The 19,487-nt window shown below is 69.2% G+C and carries 17 protein-coding genes and 2 pseudogenes; 11 read left to right on the top strand and 8 right to left on the bottom strand.

What is annotated here, in order from left to right; all coding sequences use genetic code 11:
* Window positions 1–9 precede the first annotated feature (9 nt).
* The 3 genes and pseudogenes from AC0685_RS11125 (at window position 10) to AC0685_RS11115 (ending at window position 2,527) form a co-directional block, all read left to right on the top strand.
* Window positions 10–618 (top strand): hypothetical protein, encoded by a 609-nt coding sequence (locus tag AC0685_RS11125; protein ID WP_478225376.1) that lies wholly within the window; start codon window positions 10–12, stop codon window positions 616–618.
* A complete protein-coding gene (locus AC0685_RS11120) occupies window positions 615–1,439 on the top strand; it encodes an NAD(P)H-binding protein (RefSeq protein ID WP_478225375.1) in 825 nt (274 codons plus the stop codon). Before AC0685_RS11125 ends, AC0685_RS11120 begins: the two co-directional genes overlap by 4 nt.
* A gap of 125 nt (window positions 1,440–1,564) precedes the next feature.
* A pseudogene (locus AC0685_RS11115) lies at window positions 1,565–2,527 on the top strand (class I SAM-dependent methyltransferase).
* On the opposite strand, the gene AC0685_RS11110 reads toward AC0685_RS11115, so the two are convergent.
* On the bottom strand, window positions 2,496–3,380 hold the full coding sequence (locus AC0685_RS11110; protein WP_478225374.1) for a LysR substrate-binding domain-containing protein: 885 nt from the start codon (window positions 3,378–3,380) through the stop codon (window positions 2,496–2,498). The pseudogene AC0685_RS11115 and the gene AC0685_RS11110 overlap by 32 nt on opposite strands.
* 70 nt (window positions 3,381–3,450) lie before the next feature.
* On the opposite strand from AC0685_RS11110, the gene AC0685_RS11105 reads away from it, so the two are divergent.
* Together AC0685_RS11105 and AC0685_RS11100 are read left to right on the top strand one after the other, a co-directional pair.
* A complete protein-coding gene (locus AC0685_RS11105; protein WP_478225373.1) occupies window positions 3,451–4,785 on the top strand; it encodes an FAD-binding oxidoreductase in 1,335 nt (444 codons plus the stop codon).
* A gap of 98 nt (window positions 4,786–4,883) precedes the next feature.
* Window positions 4,884–6,065: an acyltransferase family protein gene (locus tag AC0685_RS11100; protein WP_478225372.1), complete on the top strand. Its 1,182-nt coding sequence runs from the start codon at window positions 4,884–4,886 to the stop codon at window positions 6,063–6,065.
* A 75-nt stretch (window positions 6,066–6,140) separates the two neighbouring features.
* Here the strand turns inward: AC0685_RS11100 and AC0685_RS11095 are convergent, their stop codons facing one another.
* Genes AC0685_RS11095 through AC0685_RS11085 form a run of 3 tightly spaced genes read right to left on the bottom strand, consistent with a single transcriptional unit; the run spans window position 6,141 to window position 7,649 of the window.
* A complete protein-coding gene (locus tag AC0685_RS11095; RefSeq protein ID WP_478225371.1) occupies window positions 6,141–6,551 on the bottom strand; it encodes a nitroreductase family deazaflavin-dependent oxidoreductase in 411 nt (136 codons plus the stop codon).
* A 38-nt stretch (window positions 6,552–6,589) separates the two neighbouring features.
* Window positions 6,590–6,940 carry a PLDc N-terminal domain-containing protein gene (locus AC0685_RS11090; protein ID WP_340686857.1) on the bottom strand — a complete coding sequence of 117 codons (351 nt, stop codon included), beginning with the start codon at window positions 6,938–6,940 and terminating at the stop codon, window positions 6,590–6,592.
* A gap of 37 nt (window positions 6,941–6,977) precedes the next feature.
* Entirely contained in the window at window positions 6,978–7,649 is a 672-nt protein-coding gene (locus AC0685_RS11085) for a cytochrome P450 family protein (protein WP_478225370.1), read from the bottom strand.
* A 73-nt stretch (window positions 7,650–7,722) separates the two neighbouring features.
* Here AC0685_RS11085 and AC0685_RS11080 point away from each other — a divergent pair, with 73 nt between their 5' ends.
* Window positions 7,723–8,574 (top strand): PaaX family transcriptional regulator, encoded by an 852-nt coding sequence (locus tag AC0685_RS11080; RefSeq protein WP_478225369.1) that lies wholly within the window; start codon window positions 7,723–7,725, stop codon window positions 8,572–8,574.
* A 53-nt stretch (window positions 8,575–8,627) separates the two neighbouring features.
* Here AC0685_RS11080 and AC0685_RS11075 read toward each other — a convergent pair whose 3' ends face one another.
* Window positions 8,628–9,032 carry a RidA family protein gene (locus tag AC0685_RS11075; protein ID WP_478225368.1) on the bottom strand — a complete coding sequence of 135 codons (405 nt, stop codon included), beginning with the start codon at window positions 9,030–9,032 and terminating at the stop codon, window positions 8,628–8,630.
* A gap of 48 nt (window positions 9,033–9,080) precedes the next feature.
* Between AC0685_RS11075 and AC0685_RS11070 the strand changes: the two genes are divergently transcribed.
* A complete protein-coding gene (locus AC0685_RS11070) occupies window positions 9,081–11,432 on the top strand; it encodes a bifunctional salicylyl-CoA 5-hydroxylase/oxidoreductase (RefSeq protein ID WP_478225367.1) in 2,352 nt (783 codons plus the stop codon).
* On the top strand, window positions 11,429–12,571 hold the full coding sequence (locus tag AC0685_RS11065; protein ID WP_478225366.1) for an acyl-CoA dehydrogenase family protein: 1,143 nt from the start codon (window positions 11,429–11,431) through the stop codon (window positions 12,569–12,571). Before AC0685_RS11070 ends, AC0685_RS11065 begins: the two co-directional genes overlap by 4 nt.
* On the opposite strand, the pseudogene AC0685_RS11060 reads toward AC0685_RS11065, so the two are convergent.
* Window positions 12,543–13,012, bottom strand: a pseudogene (locus AC0685_RS11060) (DUF2306 domain-containing protein). The gene AC0685_RS11065 and the pseudogene AC0685_RS11060 sit on opposite strands and share 29 nt — an antisense overlap.
* A gap of 225 nt (window positions 13,013–13,237) precedes the next feature.
* Entirely contained in the window at window positions 13,238–14,626 is a 1,389-nt protein-coding gene (locus tag AC0685_RS11055) for a GH1 family beta-glucosidase (protein ID WP_478225365.1), read from the bottom strand.
* Window positions 14,627–14,711: 85 nt separating this feature from the next.
* Here AC0685_RS11055 and AC0685_RS11050 point away from each other — a divergent pair, with 85 nt between their 5' ends.
* On the top strand, window positions 14,712–15,956 hold the full coding sequence (locus tag AC0685_RS11050; RefSeq protein ID WP_478225546.1) for an ROK family protein: 1,245 nt from the start codon (window positions 14,712–14,714) through the stop codon (window positions 15,954–15,956).
* Between the two features lie 155 nt (window positions 15,957–16,111).
* Window positions 16,112–17,338, top strand: coding sequence for a family 16 glycosylhydrolase (locus tag AC0685_RS11045; protein WP_478225364.1), 1,227 nt, complete (start codon window positions 16,112–16,114; stop codon window positions 17,336–17,338).
* A gap of 73 nt (window positions 17,339–17,411) precedes the next feature.
* Here the strand turns inward: AC0685_RS11045 and AC0685_RS11040 are convergent, their stop codons facing one another.
* Complete coding sequence (locus AC0685_RS11040; protein ID WP_125674432.1) at window positions 17,412–18,059, bottom strand: GntR family transcriptional regulator; 648 nt, start codon at window positions 18,057–18,059, stop codon at window positions 17,412–17,414.
* 182 nt (window positions 18,060–18,241) lie between these two features.
* Here AC0685_RS11040 and AC0685_RS11035 point away from each other — a divergent pair, with 182 nt between their 5' ends.
* Window positions 18,242–19,486, top strand: a complete 1,245-nt coding sequence (locus AC0685_RS11035; RefSeq protein WP_125674250.1) for an MFS transporter — start codon at window positions 18,242–18,244, stop codon at window positions 19,484–19,486.
* Window position 19,487: the final 1 nt, after the last annotated feature.

Raw genomic sequence — 19,487 nt, 5'->3', positions numbered from 1 at the left:
GCTGGAGGCATGACAGCACAGGGGACCTCCGAAATGACCATCCACAACGGACATTGGCCGACACCGGACGATTCGACGGTCGTGGTGGCACGGGAATGGCCGGACGCCGACGCGGCGCGCGCGGCGTTCAAAAGCCGCGAAGGACTTGTTTCCTTCACCGCATACGAGGGCATCGACCACGACGGCGCCTTCACTTACGAGCAGTGGACCAGCGAAGAAGCCATCCAGAACCTGGACGGCGCGCCCGTGTTCCGCCTCTACCGCGGCCACCGCGGCGAAGGAGCGCCAGGCTGCCTCGTGATCGTCTCGGTCGAGTTCGAAGGACCCGACGAGCGGCGGCAACGCGACTGGATCGACCTCGTCTTCGAAGCGCTGGCGTCCGAACCCGCGCACCCCAAAGGCGGGATCTCGGGGTTCTTCCACGTGAGCACCGACGGGACCAGGGTGCTGAACTACGCCGAATGGACCAGCGCCGACGCCCACCGCGCCGCGCTCGCGGCCCCTGGCGCCGACGGCATCGGGACGACGGACGCGTGGAAGAAGGTGCAGACCTACCCGGGGATGTCGGGCGGGTCGGTCAAGCGGTACCGCCCGATCTTCTCGGCGGTGGCGGCATGAAGCCGATCCTGGTCGCCGGCGCGACGGGCAACGTCGGCTCGCAAGTGGTCGCCCAGCTGCGGGCGCGGAACCTCCCGGTCCGGGCGCTGAGCCGGAACCCGCCCGCCGACGGCGTCCGCGGTGACCTGGCGAAACCGGAAACGATCGCGCCGGCGCTCGACGGCGTCGACACGGTGTTCCTTATGCTCGCCGGCCCCGCCGAGGCACTGGCGCCCACGGTGTCGCTGCTCGGGGAACGGGTGAAGCGCGTGGTGTTCCTTTCCTCGGGCGCCGTCGACGATTCGCTGGCGGAGCAGGACAACGCCATCGGCGCCTGGCATCGCGCCGTCGAGGAGGCGATCGAAGCCGCCGGCCTGGAATGGACTTTCCTGCGACCGCACGGATTCGCGACCAACACCCTCGGCTGGGCGCCGTCGATCCGCGCGGACGGCGTCGTCCGCGGCGCGTACGGCGAGGCGTCGATGCCGCTGATCCACGAGAAGGACATCGCCGCGGTGGCCGTCGAAGCACTGACCGGCGACGGGCACACGGGGGCGAAGTACACGCTCACCGGCACACGGCCGATGACGCAGGCCGAACAGGTCCGGATCATCGGCGAGGCCGCGGGCCGTCCGGCGCGCTGGGAGGAGATCCCGCTCGAAGAAGCGCGTGCCGCCCTGCTCACGAAAATGCCGGACTTCATCGTCGACACGATGCTGGCCGGGTTCCAGGGACTGGTGACGAAACCGGGCGAGGTCACCTCGACCGTCCAGGACGTCACCGGCAGGCCGGGGCTGGACTTCGAGGTCTGGGCGGCCGACCACGCCGCCGCGTTCCGGTAGAGTCGGGTCCGTGTCGACACCGGTTCATGCCGCGGTGGTCCACTAGCCGCCGTTCCTGACCTTGTCCCCCGACGAGCCACGCCCGCGGGGTCTCTTCGCCGCGGGCGGATCCAGGAACGGAAACCATGAACCCCCTGTCCACAAAGGACGGTGGGCGGCGCTGGCTGACCACCGTCGGCACGAAAATGCCCCGGCCCGTCGTCGCCGTCGACGATCGCATCACCGCCGACGAGGCGTTCCGGCTCGCCGCGTGCGGCACCGGTCTCGCCTGGCACGGCGACTTCCCGGGCGCGGAACCTCCTCGCCGCGTTGTCCCGCCGTTGCGGTATCGCGGCTGGGAAACCTTTTCAGGAGCAGCGGGACCATCGGTCACGCCGGGCGCGGATCCTCGGCAGGCTGCTGGTCCCGCTGGACCCCGGCCACGTCCTGCCGTTGCGCCGCGGGCCGGACGTGCGCGAGGCCTGCGCCGAGGTCTTCGGACCTTCCGAGACCGCGTCGCTGGTGTCCTTGCGTGAGCTGCTGGGCGTCGTCGGCGCGCACGAATGGCGGGTGAAGGGCGTCGAAATCCCGTCGCTCGGCGCGAAAATCCATCCGCACCACGGGGTCTTCTCCCCCGTCCGCGGCGAGTACGTCGATCTGGTGGCGAGAACTCCGTTGCCCGCCAAGCAACTGGTGTTCGACATCGGCACCGGCACCGGCGTGCTCGCCGCGGTCCTCGCACGTCGAGGGGTCGAGCGCGTGGTGGCGACGGACAACGAGCCGCGCGCCGCTGGTCGTCTGCAATCCGCCTTGGTTGCCGTCCCGCGCGCACACCTCGCTAGAACGCGCCGTCTACGACCCGGGAAGCAGGATGCTCAAGGCGTTCCTCGACCGGCTGCCCCCGGCATCTCGAACCCGGCGGGGAGGCGTGGCTGATCCTCGAACTGCTGGGCCTGCGCACACGCGAAGAACTCCTCGGCGCTTTCGAGCGGTCCGGCCTCGAAGTCCGGGGCCGGGAGGACATCCGGCCGCGGCATCCGCGGGCCAACGCGAAGGAGGTCACGACGCGGTGGCGGCTCACAACCCGAGCAGCGCCCGTGCCTGACTGATGAACACGCGGGCGGCGGGGCTGACCGGCCCCTCCGTCCGCCAGGCCAGCGCCAGTTTCGCCCGCAGCCCGGCGGGCCGCGTGATCTCCATGGCGTGCAGTTCCGTGTAGTGCGTCGCCAGCGACATCGGCACCACGGCGACGCCGAGCCCGCGCCCGACCAGTTCGGCGACGACGTTCGGGTCGCCCGCCTCCAGGGTCACCCTCGGCTGGGCGCTGTCGGCGAGGAACGCCGCGTCGACGATCGCGCGCATGCCGGTGCCCTTCGGCAGGCTGACCAGGGAACGGCTTTCCAGCTCCGACAGGGTGATCGTGGCCTGTCCGGTGAGCGGATCCTCCTGCCCGGAGATGACGACGAGCGGCTCGTCGAGGACGACCTCCAGGCCGATCCCCGGCGGCGGTTCGCCGGAGACCCCGATCAGCGCGACGTCGAACCGGCCGTCGGCGACACCCGCGAGCAGGACGTCGGACGTCGCCTCGGCGAGCGTGATGTCGACCGCCGGATGACGCTCGTGGAAACGCGCGAGCAGATCCGGCAGGTTGACCGGGCCACGCGAGGACACCATGCCCATCGCGACCTGGCCGCGGACCAGGCCGGTCAGGTCGTCGACCGCCTGCCGCACCCCGGCGATGGCGGCGAGCGCGGCCCGCGCGTGCGGGAGCGCGGCGGCGCCGACCTCGGTCAGCCGCACCGCCCTGGCCGACCGGTCGAGCAACGGCTGCCCGAGTTCGCGTTCGAGGCGGCGGATCTGGGCGCTGACGCCGGGCTGCGCGACGTGCAGCCGCTCGGCGGCTCGGGTGAAGTTCGCTTCCTCGGCCACCGCGACGAAGTATTCGAGCTGGCGCAGTTCCATAACCGATGATTCTAATTGCCAGACAAACCAGATCTTGGACTTCTGGCCGAATCGGGATCACGCTGATGGCATGACCACGATGCTCCGCTCCGGCGACCCGGATTACGACAACGAACTCGCCGGTTTCCAGACCGCAGTGCCCCGCCGTCCCGACGTCATCGTGCCCGCCGCCTCGGCCGCCGACGTCGTCGAGGCCGTCCGTCACGCCGTCGAGCACGACCTCCCGATCGCCGTCCACTCGACCGGGCACGGCGTCGGCGTCCCGTTCGAAGGTGGCGTCCTCGTCACCACCCACCGCATGACCGGAATCCGGATCGACGAGGGGATCGCACGGGTCGAAGCGGGCGTGCGCTGGGGTGCGGTCATCGAAGCGGCCGCGGAGCACGGGCTCGCGCCGCTGAGCGGCTCCTTCCCCGGCGTCGGCGTCGTCGGCTACACCCTCGGCGGCGGGTTCAGCCTGCTCGGCCGCAAGTACGGCCTGGCGGCCGACCAGGTGACCGCGATCGAGGTGGTGACCGCCGACGGGGAGCTCCGCCGCGCCACCCCGGACACCGAAAGCGACCTGTTCTGGGCGCTCCGCGGCGGCCGCGACAACTTCGGGATCGTCACCGCGCTGGAGTTCCGGCTCGTCCCGGTCACCCGGCTGTACGGCGGCAGCCTGCAATTCGGCACCGAATCGCTGTCCGCGGTGCTCCACGCCTGGCGCGACTGGGCGACGGGGATGCCCCGCGAGATGACGTCGTCGCTGGGCATGGTCCCGATGCCGGATCTGCCGATGGTGCCCGAACCGCTGCGCGGGCAGCACGTCGCGCAGATCCGGGTCGCCTATCTCGGTGACGCCGCCGAGGGCGAGCGCCTCGTCGCCCCGCTGCGCGCCGCCGCCCCCGTCCTGGGTGACACGCTCGCCGAGATCCCGTTCACCGAATCGGGCAAGATCGCGAACGAGCCGCCCTTCCCGCACGGCTACCGCGCCGACAACGCCACCGTGTCCGAACTCAACGACGCGATGCTCGACGCGATCCTCGAACACGCCGGCCCGGACGCCCCGGTGCCGACCGTCGTCCTGCTGGACCTGCTCGGCGGCGCGCTGTCCGACGTGCCCGAGCACCCCGGCGTGGGCTGGGACCGTGAAGCGAGCTTCACCGTCCGCGCGCTGTCCGTCGTGGACGACGCTTCGATCGCCGAGATCCGGAGCGCGCACGCGAAGCTGTTCGACGCGCTGAAGCCCTGGTCGACCGGCAAACTGCTGACCTTCGTCTACGGCGAGAGCGCGGCGGGCGAGGAAGCGTCCAAGGTGTACTCCCCGGCCGATCTGCGGCGGCTCGCCGAGGTCAAGGCGGCCGTCGACCCGGCGAACCGGTTCCGGCTGACACATAACGTCGAACCCGCGCCTGACGCTGGGTGATCTTCGAAACCGCAGGTAGGAGGCCTCGACACGGGGCGAAAGCGCAGCGAGCGGCACCCGTATACTTCCGGGCCGATACCGCCATTAGGGGGCATGCCGTGCGCGCTTTGGACCATGACGAGTTCCTCGCCATGCGTCGGTTCCCCGCGCTCGACGGCCTGCGCGCGATCGCGGCGACCATCGTGATCCTCTACCACTTCGCGGGTCCGAAGTGGAGCTGGCTGTCCGGCTGGGTCGGTGTCTACATCTTCTTCGTGCTGTCCGGTTTCCTGATCACGACGCTGCTGCTGCGTGAACAGGACCGGACCGGCCGGATCTCGCTTTCGGCCTTCTACCTGCGGCGCGTGTTCCGGATCCTGCCGCCGTACCTGGTGATCCTCGGCGGGATCGTCGTGTTCGTGTGGCTGCGCGGGGAGTTCTTCGTCCGCGAGTTCCCGCACGCGCTGAAGTACTACTTGACCTTCTTCAACGAGTTCTTCCCCGCCAGCAGCCCGGACGGCCCGGACAACTTCTTCAGCGGCTCGTGGACGCTGGGCATCGAGGAGAAGTTCTACCTGGTCTGGCCGTTCCTGCTGGTGGTCGCCGGGGCGGCCGGGCTGGCCGCGGCCTGGCGCAAGCTCGCGCTGGCGTTCGCCGCGTTCGCGCTGATGGCCGGGCTGGTGGGGGTCACCAGCGGCTGGGTGCTCAACGGGCCGCAGGTGCCGATCTACCGCTCGACCGTGCACTACGCGATCCTGCTGATCGGCTGCGTGCTGGCGATCGCGATGCACTACCGCCGGTCCTACGCGGTGCTCAAACCGCTGACCCATCCGCTCGCGGCGATCCCGGTGTTCGGCGCTTTCGCCGTGCTGCACGTCAACATGGAAAGCCTGTGGTGGGAGACCGGCAGCAACCTGGGCCTGCTGATCGCCTACGGCCTGCTGTCGGCGATGTTGCTGGTCGTGCTCGTCTCGCCGGGGCCGCTTCGCTGGCTGCTGGCCACGAAGGTGATGCGGTTCGTCGGTGAGCGCTCGTACTCGCTCTACCTGCTGCAGGGCCCGGTGCACTTCGTGGTGGTCGAGGCGATCCCGCCGATGGGCGAGCACCGGATGATCAGCGCGCTGACCGTGTTCGCGGTCGGGCTCGCGATCGCGGACCTGATCCACCGCTGGGTCGAGCAGCCGATGATCCTCACCGGCAAGAAGCTGATCGCGCGCCGCCAGGAGCGCAAGGCACTGCGTGCGGCCGAAGCCGAACTCAAGCGCCCCGCAGCCGTAAAAGCCCCCAGCGGCGCGCGCTGACCTCCCGCGTTTCGTCCTCTGAATGCGGTACTTGCGCCTGCAACTACCGCATTCAGAGGACTAAATGCGAGCGGGTCAGCGGGAGATCGTGACGATCGGGATCACCCGATCGGTCTTCTTCTCGTAGTCGGCGAAGCCCGGCATCAAGCTGACCATCTTCGCGTAGAGACGGTCACGCTCGGCGCGGTCCACGACGGTGGCGGTCGCGTCGAACTTCTCCGTGCCGACCTCGATCGTGACCTTCGGGTTCGCCAGGATGTTGTGGTACCAGGCCGGATTCTTGTCCGACCCGGCGAACGACGCGGCGACGATGTACTTACCGTCCTCCTCCGCGAACGCGAGCGGCGACGTGCGAGGCTCGCCGCTCTTCGCCCCGGTGGTGGTGAGGAGCAGCAGCGAACCACCCTCGAACGGGCCGCCCACCTTCCCCTCGTTCTCGCGGAACTCCTTGATGATGTTCTTGTTCCAGTCGAGCGCTTCGGACAACTTTCCTCCAGTGTCGATCTTCTCGATGCCGAGGCTACTCAGCCTTCACGGGCTTTGCGGCGCTGTTCTTCGGCGCGCTCCCGACACTTGCGAAGGAACTCTTCGTCGTCCTCGGCGCTCGTGGCGGCGAAGCGGCCCGGCCGGTCGTACTCCGGGAACGCCGGCGACTCACGTTCGTAGCGGCCGCGCGGGGCGCGGGCGGCATTCTGCGGACGACCGGCGACCAGCCAGACGATCGAGCCGATCAACGGGACGAGCAGCACCAGCAGCAGCCACATCCCCTTCGGCATGTTGCGGCACGATCCCTCGTCCGTGGTGATCACGTCGACGATGCAGAAGATCCACAGACCGAGCGTGAGAACGCCGAAGAAACCATTGAAATACAGCATCGAAAGACTCCCCAGTTCCAGATGACCGGGGTAAGTCTTAGCACAGGAGGGCGTCGAGAATTCCCGCGGCCACTTGCCGCGCCTGCGTTTCCCCTGGGCACTGCTTGGGCCCTGCTCCGAACGGACGTTTCGTCAGGTCCACCTCGACCACCTCGCCGCCGACCCACCGCCGGGTGACGCGGACCGGCGGATCCTCACGCAGGACCCGGTCGAGCAGGCCTTCGACGTCCTCGCCGGGCCGGTGGGCGGCCAGCGCCTTGCCGAGCAGCTTGGCCGTCGCGTCACAGGCCTGCAGCAGGAGCCCGATCCGCGCGGCCGTCCGCTCGTCGGCGTCACCGCAGGTTTCGACCAGCCGCCGCATGGCCTCTTCGGCGTCGGCCCCGATTTCCGTGTGCGGATGATAGGCGCCGGAAACCGTCGCGACGTCGCGGGAAACGTCCGGCAGGCCGAGTTCCGCGGCCAGCACGGCCACCGGGACCGTCCACACGGTCCGCTCCACCGGCCCGTCCCGCATTTCGCCGGCGAGCGCGAAAGCCTTGTCCCGCAGGGACTCCATCGACGCGAGCTCGGCGAGCACCAGCGCCCGCCGTCGCGCGTGGTCCTCCGGGCGGCTGAACCGGGCGACGGTCGCCCGCAACCACCGGACACCACCCGGCTCGACGTCCTGGGGCACCGGCGGGACAGGGGCTTCGATCAGGGGATCGTCCATACCGTGACGCTAAGTGCGGAACGCTTCGGTCACGGCCGAAACATGAGCACAGCGTCGTTGTTATGGTGACCGGGTGACGGCCGTGTCGGAGGCAACCGAAGTCGACGGCGCGGGGCGGACGGCGCAACCGCGCCAGCTGATCGTGACCGTGTACGGCCTCTATTCCCGCGGCGAGGGCGGCTGGCTCTCCGTCCGTTCCCTGATCGACCTGCTGGCGGGCGTGGACGTCGAGGAACCGGCCGTCCGGTCGTCGATCTCCCGGCTGAAACGGCGCGGGATCCTCTCCGCGGTACGCCGGAACGGCGCCGCGGGTTACGAGCTTTCCGAAACCGCGCTGGCGATCCTGCGCGAAGGAGACGAGCGGATCTTCCGCCGCGAACGCGCCACCCCCGGCGACGGCTGGCTGCTCGCGGTGTTCTCCGTCCCGGAAGCCGAACGGCACAAAAGGCACGTTCTTCGCACGCAGCTCGCCCGGCTCGGCTTCGGGACGGCGTCGTCCGGGGTCTGGATCGCGCCCGCGCATCTGCGTGACGCGACCTCCGACATGCTGCGACGGCTCGAACTCGAGGGGTACGCCGATCTCTTCCACGCCGAGCACCTCGCGTTCGGCGACGTGCGGGAGAAGATCCGTGACTGGTGGGACCTCGATCAACTCGAGTCGCTGTACACCGCCTTCCTCGACGAGCACGCGGCCGCGTTGCGGCGGTGGCAGCGGCGCAAGACCACGGATGAGGCCGAAGCGTTCGCCGACTACGTCCGCGTGCTGACCGACTGGCGGCGGCTGCCCTATCTCGACCCCGGCCTGCCCGCCGAACTGCTGCCCCCGGGCTGGGCGGGCATCCGGGCGGCGGACCTGTTCTTCACGCTGCACGCGAGGCTGGGCGAGGCCGCGGCCGCGCACGTCTCACGCACCCTGCCCATGTGAGATGAAGGACGCTTTCATAGCAAAATTTGCTATGAAAGCGTCCTTCATCTCACTTACGCGGCGACGACCGCGAAGCCCTGCACCTCCACCAACGCTTCCTCGTCCCACAGCCGGCTGACGCCGATCCCCGCCATCGCGGGGTACTCGCTCCCGGCCAGCCGCTTCCACACCGCGCCGATCTCGCGCGCGTGGGCGCGGTAGTCGTCCATGTCGACGATGTAGATGGTCACGCTGCACAGGTCCGACGGCGCCCCGCCCGCCGCGCGCAACGCGGTGAGCAGGTTGGACAGCGCGCGTTCGAACTGTTCGACCACGCCGTCGCCGACGATGCGGTTCTCCTCGTCCAACGCCGTCTGACCGGCGAGGAAGACGAATCTCCCGGTCGCGGCGACGGCGTGCGAGAAGCCGGAAGGGCGACCGAGCTCGGGCGGATTGATGCGCTCCATACGGGTCACCATATCCCGTATCGTTGACGGTCGTACATACCGCGACATACCCTGAGCGACGTGCGTATCGCGGTGTTAGGCGGCGGCCCGGCGGGGCTCTACTTCGCCACGCTGGCGAAACAGCTCCATCCCGATCACGAGATCACCGTCTGGGAGCGCAACGCGCCCGACGACACCTTCGGGTTCGGGGTGGTGTTCTCCGACGAGACGCTCGGCGGGATCGAACACGCCGATCCGGTGATCCACACCGCCATGCGCCGGGAGTTCGCGCGCTGGGACGACATCGACGTCCACTTCCGCGGCACGGTGCACACCTCGGGCGGGCACGGGTTCGCCGCGATGAGCCGCAAACGGCTGCTCGGCATCCTCCAGGAACGCTGCGCGGAACTCGGTGTGGACGTGCGTTTCCGCACCGAAGCACCGAGCGCGGCCGAGGCGAGCGCCGAGTACGACCTGGTCGTCGCGGCGGACGGCGTCAACTCCCCGACCCGCGACGCCTTCGCCGAGAGCTTCCGCCCGAGCCTCCAGACCCGGCGCTGCAAGTACATCTGGCTCGGCACGGATCTCGTGTTCGACGCCTTCAAGTTCTACGTGCTGGAGACCCCGCACGGGATCATGCAGATCCACGGCTACCCGTACAGCGACACCGCGAGCACGTTCATCCTGGAACTACACGAGGACGTCTGGCAGCGCGCGTTCGGCGAGATCGCCGCGACCGCGCTGGCGCCGGGCGAGAGCGACGAGAAGTCGATCGAGGTCATCCGAGAACTGTGCGCCGAAGTCCTCGGCGGCCATCAGGTGTTCGCCAACAACTCGAAGTGGACCGCGTTCGCCACCGTGCGCTGCGCGAGCTGGCGGCACGAGAACGTCGTCCTGCTCGGCGACGCCGCGCACACGGCGCATTTCTCCATCGGCTCCGGCACGAAACTCGCCATGGAGGACGCGCTCGCGCTCGCCGCCTGCCTGCAGGAACAGTCCGATATGGACAGTGCACTGCAAGCGTACGAAGCCGAACGCCGGCCCGTCGTCACCTCCACCCAGCGCGCCGCGCAGGCGAGCCTGGAGTGGTTCGAGAACATGGGCCAGTACACCCACCAGGATCCGGCGCAGTTCGCGTTCAACATCCTCACCCGCAGCCGCCGCGTCACCTACGACAACCTCCGGTTGCGCGATCCCGAGTTCGCCGCCGAACTGGACTCCTGGTTCGCGTCCACTTTGGACTCTGACGTACGGCCGCCGATGTTCCAGCCGTTCCGCGTCGGGAACCTCGACCTGCCGAACCGCGTCGTCGTCTCGCCGATGGACATGTACTCCTCCGAAGACGGCGTCCCGACCGATTTCCACTTGGTGCATCTGGGAAGCAAGGCGCTCGGCGGCGCCGGGCTGGTGATGACGGAGATGGTCTGCGTCTCCGAAACCGGCCGGATCACCCCGGGCTGCGGCGGCCTCTACACCGAAGAACAGGAACGCGCCTGGGCGCGGGTCACCGACTTCGTCCACGGCCACACCCCCGCGCGTATCGGTGTCCAGCTGGGACATTCGGGACGCAAGGGCTCGACGAAACTGATGTGGGACGGTATCGACCAGCCGCTCCCCGAGGGCAACTGGGAGATCTGCGCCCCGTCCGCGATCCCGTACAGCGAAGCGAATCAGACCCCGCGCGAACTCACGAAAGCCAAGCTGACCGAGATCCGTGACCAGTTCGCGCACTCCGCCGGCGCCGCCGCGCGCGCCGGGTTCGACCTCCTCGAACTCCACTGCGCGCACGGCTATCTCCTGTCTTCGTTCCTGTCACCGCTGACCAACCGGCGAACCGACGAGTACGGCGGCTCGCCGGAGAACAGGCTGCGCTTCCCGCTCGAAGTCTTCGACGCCGTCCGCGCGGCCTGGCCCGCGGAGCGGCCGATGACGGTCCGCATCTCCGCGACCGACTGGCACGAAGGCGGAATCGACGTCGACGACGCCGTCGAGATCGCCCGCGCGTTCGCCGAGCACGGCGCGGACGGCATCGACGTGTCGACCGGCCAGGTCGTCAGCGAGGAGAAACCGGAGTACGGCCGCAGTTACCAGACGCCGTACGCGGACCGGATCCGCAACGAGATCGGGCGCGAGTACGGGATCGCGGTGATCGCCGTCGGCGCGATCTCCTCCTACGACGACGTCAACTCGCTGATCCTGGCGGGCCGCGCGGATCTGTGCGCGCTCGGCAGGACCCACCTTTACGATCCACAGTGGACATTGCACGCCGCCGCCGAACAGGGCTATCCGATGCCGTGGCCGAAGCAGTTCGCGGCGGGCAGCCGGAAACCGCAGGGCGGCCGCACCGACGGGCCGAAACCACGGCTCGAACTGTTGCGCTCCGGTGAAACCGGCACCGCGCATGCCCGCTGGCAACCTGGGAGCGATCGATGACCGCCTTCGCACTGAGCCCCGAACAGCAGGCCTTCGCCGACGAGGTCCGGCGGCTGGGCGCCGAAAAGCTCCGCCCACTGGCCGGATCCGGCACCGAAGGCGCGGTGAACCGGCCGCTGCTCAAGGAAATGGGCGCGCTCGGCCTGCCCGCCCGGCTGTTCCCCGGCGTTGACGGCGGCAGCCCGAGCCGGGAGGCCGCCGCGACGGATCTCTGTATCCTGCGGGAATCGCTCGCGAGCCAGAGCACCGAAGCCGAGACCGCGTTGGCGTTGCAGGGTTTGGGCACGTATCCGGTACTCCAGTCCGGACAGGACTCGCAGGTCTCGAAGTGGGTCCCGGCCGTGGCCGCGGGTGACGCCGTCGCCGCCTTCGCGCTCACTGAACCGAACGCGGGTTCGGACGCGGCGGCACTGGAACTCGCCGCCGAGCCCGACGGCGACGGCTGGCGTCTCACCGGCGAGAAGATGTGGATCTCCAACGCCCCCGAGGCCGATTTCTACAGCGTTTTCGCCCGCACCACACCGGAAGCGGGCTCGCGCGGCGTCTCCGCGTTCGTCGTGCCCGCCGACCGCGCCGGGCTGTCGGGCGAGCACCTCGACCTCGTCAGCCCGCATCCCATCGGCACCCTGGTCTTCGACGGCGTCCGCGTCGAACGGGACGAACTGCTCGGCGAAAAGGACCGAGGCTTCGGCGTGGCGATGCGGACCCTGGACCTGTTCCGGCCGAGTGTCGGCGCCTTCGCCGTCGGGATGGCGCAGGCCGCGCTCGACGCCGCGGTCGCCCACGCCCAGTCCCGTGTCGCGTTCGGCGGTCCGCTCCTGAAACAGCAGACCGTGGCGCACACCCTCGCCGAAATGGCGACCCGCACCGAGGCGTCGCGCCTGCTGGTCTACGCCGCGGCCGCAGCCTACGACGCGGGCGAGCGGAACCTCGCGGGCCGCGCCGCGATGGCGAAACTGTTCGCCACCGAGACCGCGCAGTACGTCGTCGACTCGGCCGTGCAGATCCACGGCGCGCGGGCGCTGCGGAAGGGGCATCTGCTCGAACACCTCTACCGCGAGGTCCGGGCGCCGCGCATCTACGAAGGCGCGTCCGAAGTGCAGCGCACGATCATCGCGCGATCGCTGGTTTCTTCTTAGCCGGACGGCGATCCAGGTACCACTGCGTGGCGAACAGGACCAGCGTCGTGCTCACCCAGGCCGAGATCGCGGCGACCGACTGGGTCAAGGCCAGTTCGCTTCCGCCGAACGTGGTCTCCAGCTGCGGCCGCAGCGTGATCAGCGCGATCGGCCCGACCACCCGGCTGACGATGATCGACATGGTCAGCGCGAAGCTGCGGATCATCCAGCGCCGATGATCGCCGAACCGACGTTGCCTCGCCGCGCGCCAGCCGGCGAACGTGCACCCCAGCCACAGCACCCCGGCCAGCACGTTGGCCACCCGCGTCGCCGGGCCGAACGGGCTCGTCGCGCCGACGACCAGCGCCGGCAGACCGGCCGGGAGCACCCCGGCGAAGACGTACACCCGGGCGGCTGTGGAACCCTCGACCGCGCCGGGTCCATCGCCAGATACGGCGGCATCGAAAAGGCCAGGAAGATCACGATGACGACGGCCAACGGCCCCACCCACGGCCTTCGCCACCACGATTTCCGTGGCGCCTCCCGCTGGTCACGTTGTTCGAGCCTGACGGTCATCACTGTCCCCCACGTTTCCGATAGCGGCAAACAACTTTCCGCAGCCGAACCTAGGACGCGGGGCCACCGGGAAGAATGGAGCGGGCCGCCGGTTCGAGGGTGGAGCAGCCCCTACCGCCGTCCGCCGCGCACCCGCTCGACGATGTCGCGGTACGCCAGCCCACTCTGTTTGATCGTCCGCGCCTGCGTCTCGCGGTCGACCCGCACCAAGCCGAGCCGTTTCGCGTAGCCGTACGCCCATTCGAAACTGTCCAAAAAGGACCAGGCGAAATAGCCGCGGACGTCCGCGCCCGCCTGCCTCGCGGCGGCCGTGGCGGCGATATGCGCGGACAGGTACTCGGCGCGGTCGTCGTCGCGGACGAAGCCGGTCTCGTCGGGGACGTCGGCGAACGCGGCACCGTTCTCGGTGACGTAGAGCGGCAGACCCGGATAGTCGCGGCCGATCCGGACGAGCAGTTCGGTGAGCTTGTGCGGCAGGATCTCCCAGCCCAGCACCGTCGACGGCGCCCCGAACGGGACCTTGCGGAACGCGGGAATCCCGAGATGCTCCACCGCGTCCCCGTTCTCCTCCACCCCGGAGTACCGCGTCCCGAAGTAGTAGTCGACACCGAGGAAATCGAGCGGTGCGGCGATGATCGACGGATCCCACGGCTCCGACGGCAGGCGGATGCCCTGCCGCGCGAGGGTCTCGAGCACGTCCTCGGGGTACCGGCCGTGGACGAGCGCGTCGAGGTAGAACCTCGTCCCGAGCCCGTCCTCGAAGCGGGCGGCGGCCCGGTCGGCCTCGCTCGAAGTGGCCGGGTCGGCGGTGCTCAGGTTGAGCGTGATGCCGAACTCGGTCCCGGGCGGCGCGAGTTCCCGCATCCGCCGCACGGCGAGGCCATGGCCGAGCAGCAGGTGATGCGCCGCCGCCATCCCCGCCTTCGCGTCCCGGCGGCCGGGCGCCATCACCCCGTGGACATACCCGTGCATGGCCGTGCACCACGGTTCGCTCAGCGTGGTCCAGTGGCGGACCCGGTCGCTCAGCCGCTCGAACACGAGCATCGCGTAGTCGGCGAACCGGACGGCGGTGTCGCGCGCGGGCCACCCGCCCGCGTCTTCGAGGTGCTGCGGCAGATCCCAGTGGTACAGCGTCAGCCAGGGGTCGATGCCGTTGTTGAGCAGTTCGTCGACCAGCCGGTCGTAGAAGGCGATCCCGGCCGGGTTGACGCCGCCGCGCCCGCGCGGCTGCACACGGGGCCACGAAACGGAGAAGCGGTAGGTGTCGACGCCGAGTTCCTTGAGCAGTGCGACGTCGGCGGGCATCCGATGGTAGTGATCGCAGGCGACCTCACCGGTGTCACCGTTGTCGACCGACCACGGGGACTGGGCGTAGGTGTCCCAAATGGACGGTGTCCGTCCGTCTTCGGCGACCGCGCCTTCGACCTGGTAAGCCGAGCTGCCGACGCCCCACCGGAAGTCCGGCGGCAAGGTGCCGATGAGCTCGTCGTCCCCCGTCATAACCCTCTTCCCGCCTTATTTCACCAGTTGATACATGGCGGAGGATAAGGTCGTGGGGCATCCTGGAAAGGTCCGCCGCCACAAGATGGGTATCCGCATGCCTGCCAAGCGCACCACCGTCCGTGACCTGCGGCGGCACAACCGTTCCCTCCTGTTGTCGAAACTCTACTTCGACGGCCCGCTCAGCCGCCACGAATTGAGCGGTCTGACCGGTTTGAGCGCCGCGACCGTCAGCAACGTGACCGCCGAACTCGGCGAAGAACGGCTCATCACCGAGGCCGGGCTGGTCGAGTCCGATGGCGGCAGGCCGCGCGTCCTGCTCCGCGTCGACCCGGCGTACGGACATGTCGCTGGCGTCGACATCGGCGAGACCGGGGTGAAGGTCGAACTGTTCGACCTCACCATGAACCGGCTCGCCACCGTCGAACATCCCCTCGCCTCGCCCCGGCCGGACGCGGCCGCGGCGGTCACCCAGGTGGCGTCCGGGCTCCGGGAAGTGATCACGGAATCGGGGGTCGACGAAGCGACCGTGCTCGGTGTCGGAGTCGGCGTCCCGGGCACCGTCGAGCAGGGCGAGGCGTTGCGCGTGCACGCGCCCACCATCGGCTGGAAGGAGGTCCCGCTCACCGACCTCCTGCGCGCGGAGGGCGTCGAGCTGCCGCTGTTCGTGGACAACGGCGCGAAAACCCAGGGACAGGGCGAAATGTGGTTCGGCGCCGGCCGCGGCGCGCGACACGCGGTGATCGCCCTGATCGGGTCCGGCGTCGGCGCGGCCGTGGTCACCGATGGCACCACCTACCGGGGCTCCACCAGCAGCGCGGGAGAATGGGGCCACACGACGATCGTCTACGGCGGGCAGGAATGCCGCTGCGGATCGCGCGGCTGCCTGGAGTCCTACGTCGGCGCGGAGGGCGTCCTCGCCCGCTATCGCAAGGCGCGCGGCGGAAAGGCCTCGGACGAGGACGAGCAGACGCAGTTCGCCGCCCTGCTGGAGTCGGCGGGCAGGTCCAAGGTCGCGGCCAAGGTACTGGAAGAGACCGCGGGCTATCTCGGCGCCGGGATCGGCGACCTGATCAACCTGTTCAACCCGGAGCGGATCGTGCTGGGCGGCTGGGCCGGGCTGGCGCTCGGCGAGCACTACCTGCCCGAGATCCGGCGCGTGGCGGGCGAGCACGCGCTGGCGCACGTGTTCGACCAGACCGAGATCGAGCTAGGGCAGCTCGGCCCGGACGCCGTCGCCATAGGAGCCGCCACCCTCCCGGTCGCCGCCCTCCTGGAGCAGGGCGCGGACCCGCGCACGGCCGGGTCGAAGCGCGGCACGGCCGCCTGACCTTAATTCGAGGCCGAAAAATACGTCTTGTCGCAGTGGTAGAGACCATGCATACTTTGTTGTCAGGCACAACAAAGTAGGTTCTGCCAGCGCTTTCCGTTCTCTCGCGCGTTCCCTGCCGCGCGGGGTCCCCAACGGTCAGAGAGGCGACAACGATGTCCATCTCAGCTCGGTTCCGCTGGGCGGCGCTCCTCGCCGCCGGCGTCCTGCTCGGTTCACTCCCGGCCACAGCCCAGGCTCCGGCCTCCGAGGCCGCGGTCATGGCCGCGACCTTCACCGACGACTTCAACGGCCCCGCCGGCGCGGGTATCGACACCTCGAAGTGGCATTTCGAGACCGGTGACAACGTCAACAACCACGAGCGGCAGTGGTACACGTCCGGGACGAACAACGCCGCGCTCGACGGCCAGGGCAATCTCGTCATCACCGCGAAGAAGGAGAATCCGGGCAACTACAACTGCTGGTACGGGCGCTGCGAGTACACCTCGGCGCGTCTGTCCACGCAGGGCCAGTTCACCCAGACCTACGGCCGGTTCGAAGCGCGGATGAAACTGCCGCGCGGGCAGGGGATGTGGCCCGCGTTCTGGATGCTCGGCGCCGACATCGGCAACGTCGGCTGGCCCAACAGCGGCGAGATCGACATCATGGAGAACGTCGGCTTCGAGCCGAACACGGTGCACGGCACCCTCCACGGCCCCGGTTACTCCGGCGCGGGCGGCATCGGCGCGGCCTACAACGGCCCGAACTTCTCCGACGACTTCCACACCTACGCCGTCGACTGGGCACCGAACCAGATCAAGTGGTACGTGGACGGGAACCTCTATCAGACCCGCACCCCCGCCGACCTCAACGGCAACCGCTGGGTCTTCGACCACCCCTTCTACCTGATCCTGAACCTCGCCGTCGGCGGCTACTGGCCTGGCGACCCGAACTCCGGCACGGTGTTCCCGCAGCGTCTCGTCGTCGACTACGTGCACGTCACTTCCAGCGACACGGCCGGGCGGACCGGCCGGATCACCGGGATCGGCGGGAAATGCGTCGACGTCGCCGGCGCGAACACCGCCAACGGCACCCCGATCCAGATCACCGACTGCAACGGGAACGCGGCGCAGAACTGGACCATCGGCGGCGACGGCACGATCCGCGCGCTCGGCAAGTGCATGGACGTCTCCGGCGGCGGGACCGCGGACGGCACGGCCGTGCAACTGTGGGACTGCAACGGATCCGGCGCGCAGAAATGGGCGGTCAGCGGCGCGCGCGACATCGTGAACCCGCAGGCGAACAAGTGTCTCGACGCCACCGGGAACAGCTCCGCGAACGGGACGCGACTCCAGATCTGGACCTGCGGAGGCGGCGCGAACCAGAAGTGGGTCACCCCCTAGCCCGATCTCGCGTTTCGTCCTCTGAACGCGGTGGTTCGCATCCCGAACCACCGCGTTAAGAGGACGGATTGCGTCAGGGGGAGCGTTCGGCGTAGGCCTCGACGAGCTGGTTTTCGGCGTCGGTGAGGTACTGCGCGAGGAGCTTTTCGGCGCCAAGGCCGTCGCCTGCCTCGATGCGCTCGAGGATCTCCGCGTTGCGCTTGAGATACGGCTCGTGGAAGCGCCGCGGGTCGGCCATCATGTGGAACACCAGCCGCAGCTCGGCGAGGATGCCGCGCATCAGCTCGTCGATCCGTTCGCTGCCGCTCAGCTCGGCGATCGCCGAATGGAACCGGATGTTCGCGGTGCCGAGGTCCTGCCAGCGCTCACTCCGCTCGGCGACCCTGCCGTCCTCGACCAAGCGCGCGAGCTTCCCGAACGTCGGTGGCTTCTCCGTCACCGCCCGCACCGCGGAACACTCGACGACCTTGCGGACCTTGTAGAGGTCGACGACGTCCTCGACCGGCAGCACCCGCACGAAGACACCGCGGTTGAGCTCGTGGGTCAGCAGGCGTTCGTGCGTGAGCAGCCGGAACGCTTCGCGCAGTGTGTTGCGGGAGACGCCGAGCGCCGAGCCGATGTCCTGCTCCGACAGCCGGACGCCGGGCAGGAAGAAGCCTTCCGCGATACGCGTGCGGAGGACGCCCGCGACCCTTTCGGCCGTGCTGGTGCGGCTGATCATGCCGCGATCCGCCTCGAGTCCTTCCACCGAGGCAGGACCACCCTCCGCGATCGTCACGTGACCGATCCTACCTAGCCACAAGAGGCTCAGCCAAGAATCCTCTTGTGGAATTGTTGAACAATACCTACAGTGGCAAAGCATGTGACCCGTGCCACCCTGAGATTCACCCTCTGGAGGTGCCGATGAACGCGACAGCCACTACCGAAGACACACGCCCCTTCGCCTGGTTCCGCACGCTCGGTTCGCGAGGCCGCCGGGCCTTCGTCGGCGCGTTCGGCGGATACGGGCTCGATTCGTTCGACTACCAGACCCTGCCGCTGGGCCTGGCCGCGATCACCGCCTACTACGGCCTCTCGGGCGGCGAGGCGGGTCTGCTCGGCACCACGACGCTGGTGGTTTCGGCGATCGGCGGGATCGGCGCGGGCATCCTGGCCGACCGCATCGGCCGGGTCCGCACCCTCCAGATCACCATCGCGATGTACACGATCTTCACCGTGCTCTGCGGGTTCGCGCCGAACTTCGAGACGCTGCTGGTGTTCCGCGCCCTGCAAGGTCTGGGCTTCGGTGGCGAATGGGCCGCCGGCGCCGCACTGGTGGCGGAGTACTCGCAGGCGAAGTATCGCGGCCGCACGGTCGCCTTCGTGCAGAGTGCGTGGGCCGTCGGCTGGGCGCTCTCGGTCGTCGTCTATACCGTCGTCTTCAGCCTGTTCAGCCCGGACATCGCCTGGCGCGTGATGTTCTGGACCGGCGTCATCCCCGCGCTGCTGGTGCTGTGGGTCCGCCGCAACGTCCAGGACGCGCCCGTCGCCGAAGCGGCCCGCGCCACGAAGAAGGAACGCGGTTCGCTGGCGGGCATCTTCAAGCCGGACCTGCTGCGCACGACGTTCTTCGCCGCGCTTCTCGCCACCGGTGTCCAGGGCGGCTACTACACGCTGGCGACCTGGCTGCCGAGCTACCTCAAGACCACCCGCGGCCTCACCGTCATCGGGACCGGCGGCTATCTCGCGTTCCTGATCTCCGGTGCCTTCATCGGGTACGTCACCGGTGGCTATCTGACGGATCTCTTGGGCCGCAAGAAGACCTTCCTGCTGTTCTCGGTGCTGTCGGCGGGTCTCATCGTCGCCTACACGCAGATCCCGGCGGGCGCGAACACGCTCGTGCTGTTCCTCGGTTTCCCGCTCGGGTTCTCGATGTCCGCGATCTTCAGCGGATTCGGCGCGTTCCTCGCCGAGCTGTACCCGTCGGCGCTGCGCGGGACCGGGCAGGGCTTCACCTACAACCTCGGCCGGGCCATCGGCGCCACGTTCCCCGCCGTGGTCGGCTTCCTCGGCGCGGGCGGCGCGATGGTGTTCGGCGCGGTCGGCTACGGCATCGCCGTGCTGGCGCTGCTCGGCCTGCCCGAGACTCGCGGCCGCGAACTTCTGTGAC

This window comes from Amycolatopsis sp. NPDC043889 (genome assembly GCF_056435645.1).
This window is presented reverse-complemented; position numbering and strand designations above follow the sequence as displayed.